Below are 16,960 nucleotides of genomic sequence, written 5' to 3' on the forward strand. Positions count from 1 at the left end.
TGGGAGTCTTCTCGCCTATTGCTGATAAAGTGGAGAAACTGAATTTGGAGAGCACATTCGAATGTCAAGTGTTGATTGTTTGATTATTGATTAACATAATGACTAACGTAAAGTAATCTTCCTTATTAGCCAACCCTGAAATGATTATTAACATCAAAAACGAAGCCCTGTTCAAGCTTCGTTTTTTTATACCTATACCTCAATATGTCACTCAAATACCCGCGACCGAATCAAAAACCGCTTCCCTTCTGGATTTTCCAGAGAAAACATACCCCCTCTACCTTCCACTACATCAATAATCAGTTGGGTATGCTTCCAGTATTCGTATTGATCTTTCGACATATAGAAAGGGTTATCATATACATAACCTAATAAAATATCGGAGTCTCCTACTCGAAATTCTCCTCTTGGATAGCACATCGGCGAGCTTCCATCACAGCAACCACCAGACTGATGGAACATTAATGGTCCATGCTTCGCTTGTAGCAGATCCATTAACGCCATTGCCTCATCTGTTGCTAAGACTTTTTCTTGTTGTACCATGCACCCGCCTCCTTTTTTTAGAATTAGAAAAATCCTTTTGGTGTCTTACTATAACTTACGAGCAAGTTCTTCGTTTGTTGATAATGAGATAACATCATCAGATGATTTTCTCTTCCGATTCCTGATTTTTTATAACCACCAAAAGCAGCGTGGGCAGGGTAATCATGATACGTATTCGTCCATACACGCCCCGCCTGAATACTTCGGCCGAACCTGTATGCCTTATGGAAATCTCTTGTCCAAACACCTGCACCTAATCCATATAACGTGTCATTTGCAATATCCAATACTTCTTCATCATCTTTAAATGTGGAAACAGCAAGGACCGGACCAAATATTTCTTCTTGGAAAATTCTCATCTTATTATGACCCTTGAAAATAGTTGGCTTGACGTAGAAGCCTTTGGAGAGCTCTCCTGCTAATTGATTTCGTTCACCACCAACCAGCACCTCTGCTCCCTCTTGCTTGCCGATATCTAAGTAAGACGAAATCTTTTCCATCTGTTCTGTAGATGCTTGAGCACCCATCATCGTTTCCGTGTCTAATGGATGACCAATTTTAATTGCTTTCACACGTTCTACAGCTCGCTCGATAAACGCATCATAAATATCTTCATGTATTAACGCACGAGACGGACAGGTACAAACTTCTCCTTGATTTAAAGCAAACATTACCATACCTTCAATGGCTTTATCTAAAAAGTCATCGTCATAGGACATGACATCTTTAAAGAAAATATTTGGCGATTTCCCTCCTAGCTCTAATGTGACTGGAATAATATTCTCAGAGGCATATTGCATAATGAGACGCCCTGTTGTGGTTTCACCAGTAAAGGCTATTTTGGCAATACGACTGCTTGAAGCTAACGGTTTACCCGCTTCTAAACCAAATCCATTTACAACGTTGAGTACCCCTGGTGGAAGTAAATCATGAATTAGTTCTAGCAAGACATGAATCGATGCTGGCGTTTGCTCTGCAGGCTTAATAACAACCGTATTTCCTGCAGCTAGGGCTGGGGCAAGTTTCCATGTTGCCATTAATATTGGGAAGTTCCAAGGAATGATTTGTCCAACAACACCAAGTGGTTCATGGAAGTGATAAGCGACTGTATCCTCATCAAGTTGACTAATCGATCCTTCTTGTGCTCGTATCGTTGCTGCAAAATATCGGAAATGGTCAACAGCTAATGGTAAATCTGCAGCTAACGTTTCTCGTACCGCTTTTCCATTATCCCAAGATTCTGCGACAGCTAGCATTTCCAAGTTTTCTTCTATGCGATCCGCTATTTTATTTAACATATTCGCGCGCTCTGCTGGAGATGTTTTCCCCCACGTTGGTGCAGCCTCGTGGGCCGCATCTAGTGCCAGCTCTACATCCTCAGCAGTAGAACGAGCTATTTCACAAAATACTTCACCTGTTACAGGTGTCACGTTTTCAAAATATTGTCCTTTTACTGGCGGAGTCCACTCACCGCCAATATAGTTGTCGTATTTTTCTTTGAAGTTCACTACGGAACCTGGTTGGTTTGGTGTTTCATATTTCATACTTATTCCTCCCCATTTTTAACAATACTTAAAGTAGGTTCATCCATTTGGACAACACCTATTTACAATATATTGATTGATGAGGGGAAATATGACTAACGTTAGAAGAGGTTAATTTTGAAGAAATCTATTACTATATTCATCCAATAATATTCACGTTTTTTACAAAAATTTATTTATCGCTTCCTCATATTATCGGGAGTGTTTATCAAAGGTACATCTTTAACTATTGCAATTAAATACTTACGAAATATTGTGAGAATGAATTATGGAAAGAGCCAACTCTTCATAGAGTTGGCGATAAGAGGAGTGTCAGTTTATCTATAGGGGCTTAAAAAATATCAAGCTGTATGAGTAATGCTAACAGAATTTGCACTAGGACTTGTAAAGAAATGGCTACATCCGTGTCAGTAGTGGTTACACTTACATTCTCTGACCCTTCTATTAAGATTCTTTGTCTATTCACTTGGTCAATTTCTGCGCGTTGGAGCAACTCCTGTGTAACTAGCTCTGCTCGATTGCTATCTGCTATCGTAATGTTAACAACAAGCGCAATTGCAACCTGGAGGGCTGCTTGAAGAGAAACAGCTATTTGCGTATCAGTAGTTGTAACATCCACACCACAAGAATCTCTTACTTCGATTACTTCAAAGGATCCTTGAAAAATGTCAGCATCCTGAGTCGCATTATTTTGAATAGCCGCATTACTGTTCCTACTGTTATTGCTATTGGAACGACAGCCATAAAATTCTTCGAGCACTTTCCGTCTTCTTTTTTTACTCATTATTCACCACTCTCCTTTTTATTCACTTTTTTCATTAATTGTCGTATTGGACTTTCTACGGAGTCTAATTCTTTTTTTACATTCTCTGGTTTGTTTTTAGCAGTAAAATCGCCTACTAGTGATTCTAGATTTTCAGCAATATTTCTTAATTCTTGTTTTTGTTCCTCTGACAATTCGTTTGTGATAGATTCCTCATTGGTTATTTTGTGTTTATTTAGCACACTTGCAACAGTCACTCCTGCTATGCTCTTTGATAACTCTTTTAATTCTTGGTTCATTTCTTTCAACTTCTTCTCCCCCTCCCTTCAGTACCTGTCACTATTAATATATTGATAACGATACTAACAGATTGGACTTGTTCCTAATCTACTTTAAAAAAGGTAGATGTCTTAATATATATGTCTCTACTATGGTACAGAATGTCCAATAGAAAAAGCCTATCATTGAAAGGTTGGCACGAATAGACTAATCATTTTGAAATTGCTGTGCTACCGATTAATGGAAAGGGGATATAGAAAATACTTAAAGCGCTACATAGATTATCTCACAACAATCGCTACAGCTTAGGAATGCAAAAAAGGAGTGAGACACAGAACGCCTTCAACACTTTTATTATAGTCCTTTTGAGGGTGTAGCGATCAACGAATTTAATAAGCAGGGATAAATAATGAGGCAGTATAAGTGCTGGTTTTGGTGCCCAAGAGAGTAATTAAAATTTCGGCATAACCAAAGAAGATAAAAGGGCGATACAAAAAGCTTACTATGAGTGGGGGTTGGCAAGCTATTTGGAAGAGTACACTTTGACACCTGTAATGTGACGATACTCTATACGGAAGCAGGGACATAGCTAGTCAAACAGCCATTTTAGGGTTTAATTAGTCCTTATCACCTTTTTTGGTGATAAGGACTTACATTTGGATAGGAGTGTCCATTGCGCAAATATCTATAGCGTAATTTTCACTTCTGTTCCATCTTTCGCTTTCACATTGACAAGTTCTGTTCCTTTCAATTCTTTGCACGTTTTATACACTTGTTTTAGCGCTTTGAAATCCATCTGGTTAATAATCTCTTCTGCATTATCTACACGTTTTAGTAACTTTTTTAAAACGCGTTTTGAGACGAATATCCTCAAAAGACTATTAGGGAAGAAGATACGTATTGGGAACTTCAACTCATTTGTAACAACTTTTATTTTCATGGCTTCACTCAATCACTATTTTTACTATTTCACCATTTGCACTATCCACATCCACAATAGGTCCCTCCACATTATTTGAGATGGCATCCAGAATTAAGTTGATATCGGCTCCACCTAAATGCTCTTGGACAGCGGGAATATTTTCAATCGCACCATGTAACGATTTCACTAATTTTAATGGTAAATTAACATTAACTTTATCACCATCAGAATCCACGATGATTTTTAAGCTTTTAGACATGTAACTGTCGCTCCCTACTGCAGATGGGGCTGCTTCTTCTTTTAACGTTGATATAATCTCTGCTGCCTCACTATTACTCAACTTACCTTCTTGAACAAGTTCCAACACTTTCATAATTTCGTTTTCCAATTTGTCCACTCCTTATTTAATTTTTTGTTTTGGTCTACCCATTCAAAAACATCATCTAAAAGAAGGATCTCGTCTTTCGTCGTCATCATTACTAATTAATTATGCTTTTTTTACCTCTCGACAAATCATTTTTCTTTTTGTTAAAATACAAATACGAATATTTTTTCTTGCCTTCACTTTTTGGAGTGAAGGTTTTTTTATTTTTTCTTTAACAGCTTAATGGCTTCTTCTGCACTTAGTTCTCCATTGCTTAACCTATCAATAACATCCTTCTTCTCATCTTCTTTTGCCTGCTTCACCTTATACGGATCGCCCAATTCAGAAATGATTTCTTCCAACTTATTTCGTACAGTCGGATAAGAAATATCGAGAACTTTCTCAACTTCTTTAATGCTTCCGCGGCACAAAATAAAAGTCTCGATAAACTCCAACTGTTCTTTCTTTAATGAAAGTAACTTTGGAAACTCAAAGGTGTTTTCAATAGTTGTATGACAATGTCCACACGTTAGTTTCGTTACATTTAACCCCTCCCCACAAACTGGGCAAGCTGTAATAACTGGTAATCCCACTTTTTCACCTCCTTTACATTAAGTATACGATTACACTTATAAAAAATCAATTAATAAATTAATATATTTAATTTTAATATTAATTTAATCAATATAAAAATTGAATTTATTTATTTTCAAGGGGAATTTGGATGGAATAGGTTATTACTTGGATAATTTAAGGTATTGAGGAATGAGCAGCTATAACAAACGATATTATTTATGTAACGTAACAGGGAAATTATGTTAACATAGATAAATAAAACTTTATAGAGGGGGAAATTCTTTGATGAGAAAAGAGAATAGTAAAGCTTTATTAACTATATTTATTTTTGTATTTATTATACTGCTAGCAGCATGCGAAAATTCATCTGCCAAATCGGATAATGATGGGAACAACCAATCACCCGATCATACTTCAGATGAAGAAATCCATGACTCTAGTGAGGAAGATGCAACAGAAACCGTCTCGAATAAGGAGGAGATGAATACTAACGAGGAAACAGAAAAGACTTCGGATCAACTACCAGAAGAAAAGGAAGAAACAACAGCTAATGATACAACTACCAATCAAAAAGAAACGTACTTGAACAAATTGAACGAGACAAATGAAAAAACGGAAAATATGGAAGCAAAAGACAGTTCTACATATGCTTTAAAGGATGTAGCTCATAATCAATATGAGGCATGGGATGATTTATTAAACGAGATCTATGGTGTTTTAGAAGCGCAATTATCTGCTGAAGAGATGAGCAAATTGAGAGAAGAGCAACGGGACTGGATCACACATAGAGATGAAACGGCAAAAGAAGCATCACTAGAATATGAAGGTGGTACAATGGAACAATTAGAGTATGTAACAGTTCTTGCAAACGAAACAAAAGAAAGATGTTATGAGTTAGTGGAAGTATATATAAACTAGCTATTGGTGAACATAGAATATTTTCATAGTTCCATAATCTAAGCATGGGATTGCCATCTAAATACGAAAGGGAGCATAACATTTTTGAAACGGAACAAGCTCTTTTTAATTATTATTGGCCTAGTTTGCAAGTATTTTAGTAGCTATGACGATTAATGCATGGTACGGAATTGGGATAGGAATGTTAGCTGCAGGAATATTTGGTTGTTCTGTAGTAGTTATCTTATTCGTCTTTATTTTTAAACGAATTGTAAGGTGAAAATATAACCCTTGCTCTGGTGACATCACCTCCTTTCTTGGTAATTCGTTTTATCCTTCGCCATTCCAATTAAAGGTCAACCACGGAAAAGAGACGACTTTCATCCAAGGAATGAAAAGTCGTCTCTTTTATTGAAATATGTTTTATAAAGCGGTCTTTCAAAAGATAACCGTTTTTTAACAGCTAAGAACAAGCTCGTTGTGTTAAAAGCTACTAACTTGGTCACTTTCCCCACTATTCTTATCTGATTGCCCTTTTATAACAATTGAAAGAACATAGATCAGGAGAAATATACCATACACAATGGTTGCTACACCATATACTGCTTGATAAGAGCTAACAGTAGCCAATAATCCTAATACAAAGGAGCCTCCCCCAATACCTAAATCAAAGAAGTTAAAGAAGGAAGCCATCGCACTTTCATGTTCGTGTTCGTCTACCAAGTTCATACACCATGTTTGAATAGCTGGGAAGATAGAACCAAATCCAAATCCATAAAAGATAGCTGCTATGAAGAAGGTGCTATCACTAACTGCTACATAAAGTAGAATCAACCCTATAATAGAGAGAATTGATCCAGGTATAAGAATAACCGACGGTCCATAAATATCAAATAGCCTTCCTGATATTAGTCGAATGACGAGACTAGCTGCTGCGATTAATAAGAAAAACAAACCTACTTTATCAAAATTCTTTTCTATCGCATACAAAGAAAAGAAAGACATAATTCCTCCCGCTGCAATACCAATTAAAAATACGAGCATTGCTGGAAACAGCACTTTCTTCTCCCATAGTTTAAATTTTATATTTTCTCTTTTATCTAACTCTTTGCTATTAGGTCCTCTTTTTATAAAAACTGCCATGATAACAGCTAGTAACATAATAGCCATTCCTCCAAGGAATAATCGCTGGAAGTCATATAATTCTAATGTCATCATTCCAATCATCGGACCTACAGAGATCGCTATTGTTTCCCCAGCCCCGAAGTAACCAATCCCCTCACCTCGTCGATCACTAGGAATGATTTCAGCTGCAACGGTAGTAAAGTAAGTAGTGGCTAACCCAAATCCAGCTCCGTGAATGAGTCGAAATAGTAATAACATGGTGATATTAGTTGATAAATAATAGGCTCCTGTAGACAGGGCTATGATTAATGTACCTAAAATTAAAAGCAGTTTTTTATCAAATTTCGTTGCTAGGATCCCAGCAAATGGACGAATAAAAATAGCAGATAACATAAAAACACCTGTTACTAAACCAACTTGGCTCGCTTCTCCTCCTATAGCTGTTACAAATAAAGGAAGCGTAGGTAATAGCATTTCAAAAATCATAAATACTAAAGCATTGGAAATTACTACAAAAATGAACGACAGTGACCACATCTTATTATTAACATGAGTCATACTTTCTCACACCTCTATTTTATTATTTTGTTGTAATCAAAAAAAGAAGTCTTCTTTTCAATTAGCAACAAAAATAATAAACCTTCCCGTAAGGGGAAGGTCAATAGTTAATGGGAATTTGTATTTCTGTAAGGTAATCTTCTTTATTTTTGGAGATATAGTGGTCAATGATGGTCCTCTCTATAGCATCTCCTACTATTTGATAACCGTTCTCTTCGATGTAATGAAGTAATTTCTTATAATATGGAGCAGATCCAGTATGATCTCCCTTATAATAAATAGAGGCATATTTTCCCTTTGGAAAAGATGTAACTAAAGGGCTATCTATATCTTCTTCTTCGATGATAATGAAAATAGAATTATATTCATCGAATTTTTTGTCCTCAAGATTTTTAATCCTAACCGTAAATCCAACACCACCAATAAATATAGAGGAATTCATATTCGCTAGATTCTCTAATTGTCTCAAAGAAAGTTCCACCTCTGGTTCTGAACCAATATTTTCAATTAACCTTATTACGTTCCGCTCTTCCATTTCGACTATTCGTACGACTCCCAATTCCCCTATTCCTTGAGCCAATTTTATATCCTTTATTCGATTCTCAAATTTGCGGTTAACCCGCTCTAACTCTTTGATTTTATTCTCTGTTAGACGCTTTTGCGTTTCTAATAAATTCACGAAATCATCTATATCTCTATGATCTAAATGGCTTTTTATATCCTTTAAAGAAAAACCTAATCCTTTTAAATATTGAATAGTATTTAATTGCTCAAATTGTTCAGTTGAATAATATCTATAGCCATTATTCACATCAATTTGAACAGGTTCCAGTAAACCAATCTGGTCATAATACCTTAGCGTTTTCATAGTGGTGTTATGAAGTTTCGCCATTTCTCCTATTGAAAATAAATTTTTCATTGTGATTTCCTTTCTCTTTTATCCTTATTAAGACTATGATAACCGATTTTACTATTTAAGTAGCCAAAGCTGAAAGCCAACCATTATCCTATATGGGTTATCTTTTGTAGGTCATGAAATATAAACTATAAAAAATTTACCGCATATATAGAGCCATTAATAATTGCTTTATACCTAACAACATAAATTAAAACCCCTAATCAGCTATACCATCTGTTTGGAGCTTTTCTGCATTTATTAACTTGTGTTTATGGCCAACTAAAGATGTTTTCTGCTGAACGGTTTCCGATCACTTATTAAGACGTTGAATCGATTATTCGGTAAACCTGCAACATGGGGCCGATCCCCCTGCAATCATCCGGGCTATCTCACTTCTTCACTGTTTAATCGTCTCCTTCGCATACACAGTAGATTCCATATGTAATGGCGTCACCAGTTTCCCCAAGAGGGAGCTATGGATAGACCTCACCTACTACATTTCAGGGTAAATAGAGGAGGTTTATTTTCTATTAAGCAGCGGCAATGCTATTAAGTAGGTACCAGAACTAAATAGTACGACCAATGAGGGGCACATTCTTTTTATTTCATAATCAGCACTAGCAATTTCCTTTCGGCACAAGATAAACATTATTGATAGTACATTAGTTTACACTTCTTTATTATTAAGTGCTTTTTTTAATTCCAGTATACGACCCACATCAAACTCACAATCAAACGATTGATTTAATCGTACACCTTTGCCGAAATGATACTCACTTGCATGTACTTTTTTATGAATGTGCGCAAAATTAGTTGGTGTTATACCCGCTCCTGGCATAATAATTGGACCATTGATTTCTTCTGATAATCGTACTAATTCGCGCAATGCATCTATTCCTTCCTCACAATTAGGCGCTCCACCTGATGTCAAAATCATCTTAATATGACTTTTATACATGGACAATATTTCATAAGATTGCCTTAAATCAGATGAGTAATCAATTGCACGGTGAAACGTAATGTTGATCGATGGATATGTGACAATCACTTTTTCTATTAATATTTGATCAATTGTAAAGTCTTCCTTTAATCCGCCTAATACAAATCGGCTTGCACCGATAGACATCATTTCTTCGATAGACTCTAAAATAGTCTTTAAATCTCGGTGACTATAACAAAACCCCCTATCATGTGGGCGGATCATTACCTGTACAGGAATCGTTACGTGTTCTAAAATTTGTTTCGTTATGTCGGTTGATGGTGTCAATCCATCTCTTTCAATTGATGAAACAAGCTCTAACCTATCAATTCCTGCTTTTTCTGCTTTTATTGCATCCTCTACATTTTGTACAATCGCTTCTAACATATACTAGTCCCTTTCTCTTTTGATTAGTTCTGTTAATAATCGAACACCAAAGCCGCTTGCTCCACTTACATAATAACCGTCTTCTTTATATGATTTCACAACATTTGCCATGTCGATGTGATACCATTTACTTGTTTTCTTAAGAAATGATTGAAGAAATAATGCTGCTGTAATGGAACCACCATATGGCGATGATGCTATATTTTTAATGTCTGCTATGTCACTGTTTAGTAAATCTTGATATTCCTCCACAATCGGCATTGGCCAAACAAAATCACCAGTAATCTCGCTTATTTCATTATAGTAATCAATAGTTTCTAATTGATTACTATAAATACCTGCTCTTTTTAATCCTAATGCGTGACCAATGGAACCAGTTAATGTTGCAATATCAGCAATCCATTCTGCTCCCATTTCTTGCGCATATATGATACCATCCGCTAAAATCAACCGACCTTCTGCATCTGTATTCCCTATTTCTACTGTAGTTCCATTTGCATAAGTAATTACATGAGAAGGTAGATACGCGTTACTACTGGGCCGATTCTCTACCAATGGAATAATTGCTTGTATCGTTACTTTTAATTTAAGGTCAGCTATTAATTTAATTGCACCAATCACTGCAGCGGAACCGCCCATATCCATCTTCATATCAACAATGTCTTGCTCTTGCTTACTATTTATTCCACCTGAATCAAAGGTTACACCTTTACCGATAAGTGCCATTTTTTTATTTATTCCATTTTCATAATTTAATAAAACAACTTTTGGCTTCTGTTGACTCCCCTTACCGACCTCATATGTAGCACTGAATCCTTTCTCTATAAGTTGTTCATAATCAAGTATAGTTACATTCACATCTGTGTTCTTGAATAAGTTGCCTATTTCGTTCACATAGCTAGATGGTGTTAATTGATTTGCAGGTTCATTACATAAATCCCTTGCCACACATACTGCATCCGCTACCAGCTTTGCTTGTAATGCTAGTTCTTTATATTCCTTGTTATAATGCAGTGAAATAGTTAAATCCTGTTGTGCTGATTTATATTTTTGGAATCGATAACTTGCTAAATACCATCCTTCGAAAAAAGCAGCAATCGATTGATGCAATGAGAAATGATTTAATTCACGTAATGTATGAAACGCAATGTCTAATGCCTTAACATCATGCATTTCAGCTTGTTTCCTCAATTCACCCGCAATGAATTTAATGGATTCTATTGTTTTAGCAGATGACGATAAATAAACATAAAGGCAATATTCGTCATGTCGATACACACATTGAATTGGATTCTTCTTGAACGTTTCTAAAGCTATATCCTCTATATGTCTCACGGAAGTAATGAATTGGACAGAAGCATTCATTTCTTTCCCTCCTTGTGATACTACTTGCGTTTGTGACTATTCAATAATATACATGTCATGTCCGTAAATTCTATAAATTGTAAAAAGAAGCGATTGATTATCACAAAATTGGTCTATACTTGTCTATTTCGTACTAGTTTAAATCCAATTCAATATGACCTACTTCCTTCCCGTGATCATTTAAGATTACAGAAGATCTCAATGCATATAACCGGTCAATAGTCTTAGTATTAGTATAGTTGAGTTTTGTTAATAATTCTGCGACAATTAATGGCCATAACAATTCTGTACCACTATAAACCTTAAGTGCGATACTAACCTTCTCTTTCTTAAGTGCTAAGCAATAGACACCTTGAGCTCCACCTTTTGCTACAATGTTCCTATCCATTAATAAGGCGGTACAAATAAATCGGTGTGATGCAATAATGTGTGGAAAGTCATTCATTATCTGAGCAATTTGATTAACCGCATCTTTTGTTTCCTCATCTCTAATCATGCTAGGGTAGGCAAATTTCAAATAAGATATGGCCATATTATATAAAGGTACTGCAAACACAGGAACACCACATCCATCAATGCCAGTCACTATATCATGTTTCGGTGTCTCAGAAAGTGTTGCAACAATTGACAATATTTCTTGTTGTAATGGATGACTTAAATCATAATAGTTTTCATCTAATTGCTGCTCTTTTACATATGCTAAGAATCCCATATGCTTTCCTGCACAATTATGCAGAAATGCTCGTTTTTGTTTATTTGATTTTATATAAGCTATTTTCGACCCTTCATTCAATGGATAGCTCTCATTACAAATAAGCTTATCTTCCACAATTCTTATTTTATTTGCTAAGCTTAATAATGCTTCCTCATGATAAAGCTCTCCTCTCTGAGAAGCTGTAAAAAGGGCTGTCTCTTCTCCAGTAAGATGATATTGTTCGACTAATTTACGTTTAAATATCGGTATGGACTGAAGCGGTTTCATTGCTGATCGATAAAAAGTTGGTTTTTGTATGTCACCTTTCTGATAGATAATTTGTTTATGTTGATCAATTACACAAACGGCACCTTGATGAATATTCTCTATTGTGTTATTTCTAAATTCTCTTGCAATAACCGGAGATGTCATTACATCACTTCCTTTCAGGAACGTTTAAGATCTAATATTTTGCATTTATTCCTACATATAGATATAAGAGAAATAAAGGATGCACTGGAAGTACGCACCCTTTATTAATATATTAATTAGAATGTGATAAAGTTGTACATGGATTGAACGTATATATCCCTTGGTATGTGCTTGTTTTCAAAATACTGATTCTGAATATGTGAATCGGTAAAATAAATCTGCTTTCTCTCACCAGGAACTAAATGAAAATTATTAGCACTGAAATAACCTTCTTCCTCTGTTTCCATCCAAACATTCATCGCAAAGTGATCACATGATAATTCGATACCATCTTCTATCATTTCCACATGTATGTTAGGATCTTGTAATTGCATTTGTTTCGGTTCAACAAATAAATGGGTTACTTCATCAACAATCAACTCATCTATTTCTAACTTTGCAACTAACACACTATTATTAATCCTATCTTTTTTATCTTCTAAATCTAATAAATGTATCTTAGTGGATGCATTTTTTGGAATTTCAATATTTACCTTCTCTTCTAAAACATTCTGTCCTTCACATGATACGATTTGTAAAGTAAGATTTGCTAATTGATCCTGTTGTAGATCTGAAACTACCGTACACATAACTTGTTCCGCTTGTTGGTCTACAATGAGAATAGTTGGTTTAAAGCGATCTTTCATCTCATATTGCAATGCTTTCCATCTTCCGTAATAATCCATACTTGACCATGAAGCAACAGGCCAACAATCATTCATCTGCCAATAAAGTGTTCCCATACAATAAGGCATTTCCATTCGATGGGCTTCCACTGCAGAACGAATAGCATTTGCTTGAAGGATTTGGCTCAAATGTAAAAAGGAAGCGAAATCTTTCGGTTCTTTATAATACATATCCATATATGTTTTAATTAGACGATTTCCCGATCCGTTTTTTTGGTGATGTAACATGACTCCAGATTCAAGCGTAAAGTCTTTTTCTTCTGCATATTTTCGAACCGTACTTTCTTCTGGAAATGATTGAAATCCATATTCGCTCATAAATCGTCCTACATTTTCTTTATATGCCTTTAAAGGTTTTTGACCGTGCCATACATCCCAATAATGGATGTCCCCTTTTTTCAACGAAGCAAATGTAGCATGTTGACCCTGATCAAAAGTAAGATCTTGCAATGGAGAACTTGGCCAATATGCAGTATTTGTATCATACTTACGAATAACTTCTGGCAAAAGTTGATGGAATAGTTGATCATATGCTTGCCAAATTGATTTGCGTTGAGCTAAGTTATACCTTTGCTTCCAGCCCCATCCAGCATCCTCGACATATTCCGCCCAAGCAGAATCCATTTCGTTATTTCCACACCATAATGCGATACATGCATAATTACGCAATCGTTTTACATTATCAATTGCTTCTTGCTCTACGTTGTCTAAAAAAGCCTTATCGCCTGGATACATACTACACGCGAACATAAAATCTTGCCATACAAGTATCCCATATTCGTCACAAAGTTCATAAAATACATTCGGCTCATATATTCCTCCGCCCCATACACGTAACATGTTCATATGTGAAGTTTTTGCAGAAGCAATTTCATGTTCATAGTCTTCCTTTTCAACTCTTGTTAGAAAACTATCATTTGGAATATGGTTTGCACCTTTCATAAAAACTGGTACTCCATTTAATTCAAAATGAAAACTTTGGCCGTCTTGATCATGGTCACGTACGAATCGAATAGAACGTAATCCCGTCTTTATTTTTCTACTACTTTTTAATGTCTCATTATGGAATAAATCAATAGAGAAGTGATACAAATACGGTTCTCCTAATCCATTACTCCACCATAACTGTGGGTTAATAATAGAAAACGGTATTGCAATAGTTTGTTTCCCTTTCTTTACTTGGACCCTCTCTTCATGAATAAAACCATTGTTATCAGTGATAGAAATAGTAACTACTTGTGGGAATGATGCTTCTAATTCAACATTTGCCTTCAATTTTGCTATTTCTTTTGTTACATGTGATTGCTCAATAAACACATCTTGCATGCAAACATGAGACCACGCCTCGATATAAACATTTCGCCAAATACCACTTGTTACAAATCGTGGTCCCCAATCCCAGCCATAATGATAAGGAGCTTTACGAGCAAAGACACTTAGCTTCTTCTCACCAACTCCTCCATCTTTAGAGTGATCATTATCCGCAGGTAAATTGTACCCTAACTCGTTAGGTTTATTTAGGTCATGAGCAATTGGGGAATGAAAGTACACATGTAACGAATTCTCCCCTTCTTGAACGTATGATTTAATATCCACCTTCCACATACGAAACATGTTGTCTGTTAATAATACTTGTTTGCTATTTACATAGATATCTGCATACGTATCAAGCCCTTCAAATATAAGTTCTAACCTTTCCTCCGCCATATCTAATTCAGTCAATGTGAAGTATGATACATATTCCCAATCTTTTTTATCCACCCATTGAATATCCAATTCATTCTTTCCTACAAATGGATCTGGAATCTCGTTGTGTGCTAATAAATCTGTATGGACACAACCGGGAACTGTTGCGCTTTTCCATGCACTTTCACTTGCTTCTTTAAACTGCCAATTAGGTAATGAAATTTTTCTTACAGTGGACATACTACCTGCCTCCGTCTATATTAATCAAAATGTATTTCTGTTTGTTGTTTACTAGATTCGTAGACTCCTGTTAAAATCTTCATGATCTCTACACCATCTTCAACAGGTGCGATATTTTGTTCTTTTCCTTGTATACATGCAATAAAATGATTGATTTCGTTCTGAAATCCATTCTCAAAATCGAATGTGAGATGATCAATTTGTGGTGTGCTATTTAGCATAATGTTGTTTTTCTCTGTAAATATTTCTAGTGCTGGTTCAATCTCTGCGCCACCTTTATTCCCATGTAGACTTACACGAACCTCTTCCTTCTTCGCATACAAAGAAAAACTAACATCGACCAATAATGATGCCCCGTTATCAAAGCGAATGAGTGCATTAGCTAAATCCTCAACAGTGTTTTGTTTTGCATCATAATCTGCAGCTTTGTAAAATGATTTAAATTCTACATTGGATCTGTTACCTAACTTATGGTACGTATTCCCACTAACAGATTTGACTTTAGGCTTGCCCATTAAATACCAACAAAGATCAATTACATGAACACCAATGTCAATTAAAGGTCCTCCACCTGAACGCTCTTTATCCGCAAACCATCCACCTGGGTTCCCTAATACTCGAAGACACGATGCTTTCGAATAATAAATATCTCCTAGTTCACCATTATCAATAAAGCGCTTTAACACTTGTGTATTTGTACCAAACCTTCTTACATAACCAATTTGCAGGAATTGATTAGGATATCTCTTGGCGCATGCTTCAATGGATCGCGCTTCTTCCATTGTTCTACAAAGTGGTTTTTCAATTAAAACATTTTTACCTGCTTCTAAAGCTGCTATAGCAATTTCAGCATGGGTATTATTCCATGTACAAATACTCACAGCATCCACTTCTTTATTTCGAAGCATTTCATGATAGTCTGTATAGTAATGTGGGATATTCAATTCTTCTGCTTTTTTCCTCGCTCTATCTTCATTCATATCTGTAACTGCAATCAATTCAGCATCTGGATTCCTTAGATAACCCTGTATGTGCATTTCTGAAATAGAGCCTAGCCCTATTACACCGACTTTAATTCTGCTCAACATAACCACTCCTATAATTGTTTTAAAATACTCTGTACATTTTGTAGCGAAATATTACTTGCTTTCTTGCATTCTTCCATTCCTTCAAATTCTATTGACACATAACTATCATAGCCACTTTCCTTTATTACTTGTAAAATTGTTCTCAAATCAATATCACCATGACCAGTGATCGCTCCTCGTAGATATTTACCTCCTATAGAAGTAAGCCACCCCTCACCAAGGAAATTTGTGGTATCTTGTCGTACATAGAAATCTTTCACATGTAGCATTGTTGTATTATCTAAACATTTTTGAATTGCACAATACGGATCCTCATCCACACACAGAAAATTACCAGTATCTAATGTAAGGCCAAAATTAGACCGATTCACTTTCTTTATGATAAGGTTGACGCGATCACTACCTTGAATGTAAAATCCATGATTTTCAATGCTTGTTATAATTTCATATTGTTTTGCATAATCTGCTATCTCTTGACATGCTTCAACGATTTTTGGCAAATCTCTATCAAACTGTTCGATACTAGCCTCAGTTGGTGGCTTGAATGATACATCATGGCGCATTCTCTTAACACCTAAAGCATTTGCAATGTCAACCTCTTTTTTAACACGATCTATTTCTCTTTGATAATCTTTATTATTGTCAGTCAAAAATTCCGCACCAATTGCATAATTAGAAAGGCCTAACTCAAGTTCATTCGCTTTCTTTATTATGTCTTGAACTAAATGGTTATTGTCTGTTAATGTATATCCAATTGGTACAATTTCGATATGATCTCCACCTTGTGCTTTCGTCCAATCCATCACATCTAAAATTGACATTTCTCCTGAATGAATAGCATTTGCTAAACTATAAGAACTCATACCGACTATCATCGCTTCACCTCCTAATGATC

Annotated in this window: 17 protein-coding genes; 1 reads left to right on the forward strand and 16 read right to left on the reverse strand. The window is 35.6% G+C overall.

From position 1 onward, the window contains the following. Positions 1–207 precede the first annotated feature (207 nt). The 7 genes from GHT08_RS17875 to GHT08_RS17905 form a co-directional block, all read right to left on the reverse strand. Positions 208–543, reverse strand: a complete 336-nt coding sequence (locus tag GHT08_RS17875) for a DUF779 domain-containing protein (protein WP_163582782.1) — start codon at positions 541–543, stop codon at positions 208–210. Between the two features lie 23 nt (positions 544–566). Continuing rightward, complete coding sequence (adh, locus tag GHT08_RS17880; RefSeq protein ID WP_163582783.1) at positions 567–2,087, reverse strand: aldehyde dehydrogenase; 1,521 nt, start codon at positions 2,085–2,087, stop codon at positions 567–569. A gap of 331 nt (positions 2,088–2,418) precedes the next feature. Then, positions 2,419–2,871 (reverse strand): spore coat protein, encoded by a 453-nt coding sequence (locus GHT08_RS17885; RefSeq protein ID WP_163582784.1) that lies wholly within the window; start codon positions 2,869–2,871, stop codon positions 2,419–2,421. Further along, on the reverse strand, positions 2,871–3,158 hold the full coding sequence (locus GHT08_RS17890; RefSeq protein WP_163582785.1) for a hypothetical protein: 288 nt from the start codon (positions 3,156–3,158) through the stop codon (positions 2,871–2,873). Before GHT08_RS17890 ends, GHT08_RS17885 begins: the two co-directional genes overlap by 1 nt. 656 nt (positions 3,159–3,814) lie before the next feature. Next, positions 3,815–4,069, reverse strand: a complete 255-nt coding sequence (locus GHT08_RS17895; protein ID WP_163582786.1) for a hypothetical protein — start codon at positions 4,067–4,069, stop codon at positions 3,815–3,817. A 4-nt stretch (positions 4,070–4,073) separates the two neighbouring features. Next, positions 4,074–4,439 (reverse strand): SHOCT-like domain-containing protein, encoded by a 366-nt coding sequence (locus tag GHT08_RS17900; RefSeq protein WP_163582787.1) that lies wholly within the window; start codon positions 4,437–4,439, stop codon positions 4,074–4,076. 197 nt (positions 4,440–4,636) lie between these two features. Further along, positions 4,637–5,008, reverse strand: a complete 372-nt coding sequence (locus tag GHT08_RS17905) for a DUF2089 domain-containing protein (protein WP_018931971.1) — start codon at positions 5,006–5,008, stop codon at positions 4,637–4,639. A gap of 268 nt (positions 5,009–5,276) precedes the next feature. Here GHT08_RS17905 and GHT08_RS17910 point away from each other — a divergent pair, with 268 nt between their 5' ends. After that, on the forward strand, positions 5,277–5,909 hold the full coding sequence (locus GHT08_RS17910) for a lysozyme inhibitor LprI family protein (protein WP_163582788.1): 633 nt from the start codon (positions 5,277–5,279) through the stop codon (positions 5,907–5,909). A 120-nt stretch (positions 5,910–6,029) separates the two neighbouring features. Here GHT08_RS17910 and GHT08_RS17915 read toward each other — a convergent pair whose 3' ends face one another. From GHT08_RS17915 to GHT08_RS17955, 9 genes are all read right to left on the reverse strand, one after another. Continuing rightward, positions 6,030–6,194 (reverse strand): hypothetical protein, encoded by a 165-nt coding sequence (locus GHT08_RS17915; protein ID WP_163582789.1) that lies wholly within the window; start codon positions 6,192–6,194, stop codon positions 6,030–6,032. A 177-nt stretch (positions 6,195–6,371) separates the two neighbouring features. Beyond that, a complete protein-coding gene (locus GHT08_RS17920; RefSeq protein ID WP_163582790.1) occupies positions 6,372–7,571 on the reverse strand; it encodes an MFS transporter in 1,200 nt (399 codons plus the stop codon). A gap of 100 nt (positions 7,572–7,671) precedes the next feature. Next, positions 7,672–8,490, reverse strand: a complete 819-nt coding sequence (locus GHT08_RS17925) for a MerR family transcriptional regulator (RefSeq protein WP_163582791.1) — start codon at positions 8,488–8,490, stop codon at positions 7,672–7,674. Between the two features lie 646 nt (positions 8,491–9,136). Further along, positions 9,137–9,835: a copper homeostasis protein CutC gene (locus GHT08_RS17930; RefSeq protein ID WP_163582792.1), complete on the reverse strand. Its 699-nt coding sequence runs from the start codon at positions 9,833–9,835 to the stop codon at positions 9,137–9,139. Between the two features lie 3 nt (positions 9,836–9,838). Then, on the reverse strand, positions 9,839–11,200 hold the full coding sequence (locus tag GHT08_RS17935; RefSeq protein ID WP_163582793.1) for a M17 family metallopeptidase: 1,362 nt from the start codon (positions 11,198–11,200) through the stop codon (positions 9,839–9,841). A gap of 133 nt (positions 11,201–11,333) precedes the next feature. Then, positions 11,334–12,326, reverse strand: coding sequence for an asparaginase (locus GHT08_RS17940; RefSeq protein WP_163582794.1), 993 nt, complete (start codon positions 12,324–12,326; stop codon positions 11,334–11,336). A 116-nt stretch (positions 12,327–12,442) separates the two neighbouring features. Next, entirely contained in the window at positions 12,443–14,977 is a 2,535-nt protein-coding gene (locus GHT08_RS17945; protein WP_163582795.1) for a beta-mannosidase, read from the reverse strand. A gap of 20 nt (positions 14,978–14,997) precedes the next feature. Beyond that, positions 14,998–16,062: a Gfo/Idh/MocA family protein gene (locus GHT08_RS17950; protein ID WP_163582796.1), complete on the reverse strand. Its 1,065-nt coding sequence runs from the start codon at positions 16,060–16,062 to the stop codon at positions 14,998–15,000. 11 nt (positions 16,063–16,073) lie between these two features. Continuing rightward, a complete protein-coding gene (locus GHT08_RS17955; protein WP_163582797.1) occupies positions 16,074–16,940 on the reverse strand; it encodes a sugar phosphate isomerase/epimerase family protein in 867 nt (288 codons plus the stop codon). Between the last annotated feature and the right edge of the window lie 20 nt (positions 16,941–16,960).

This window comes from Gracilibacillus saliphilus (assembly GCF_010994085.1).
Lineage (GTDB): Bacteria > Bacillota > Bacilli > Bacillales > Amphibacillaceae > Gracilibacillus > Gracilibacillus lacisalsi.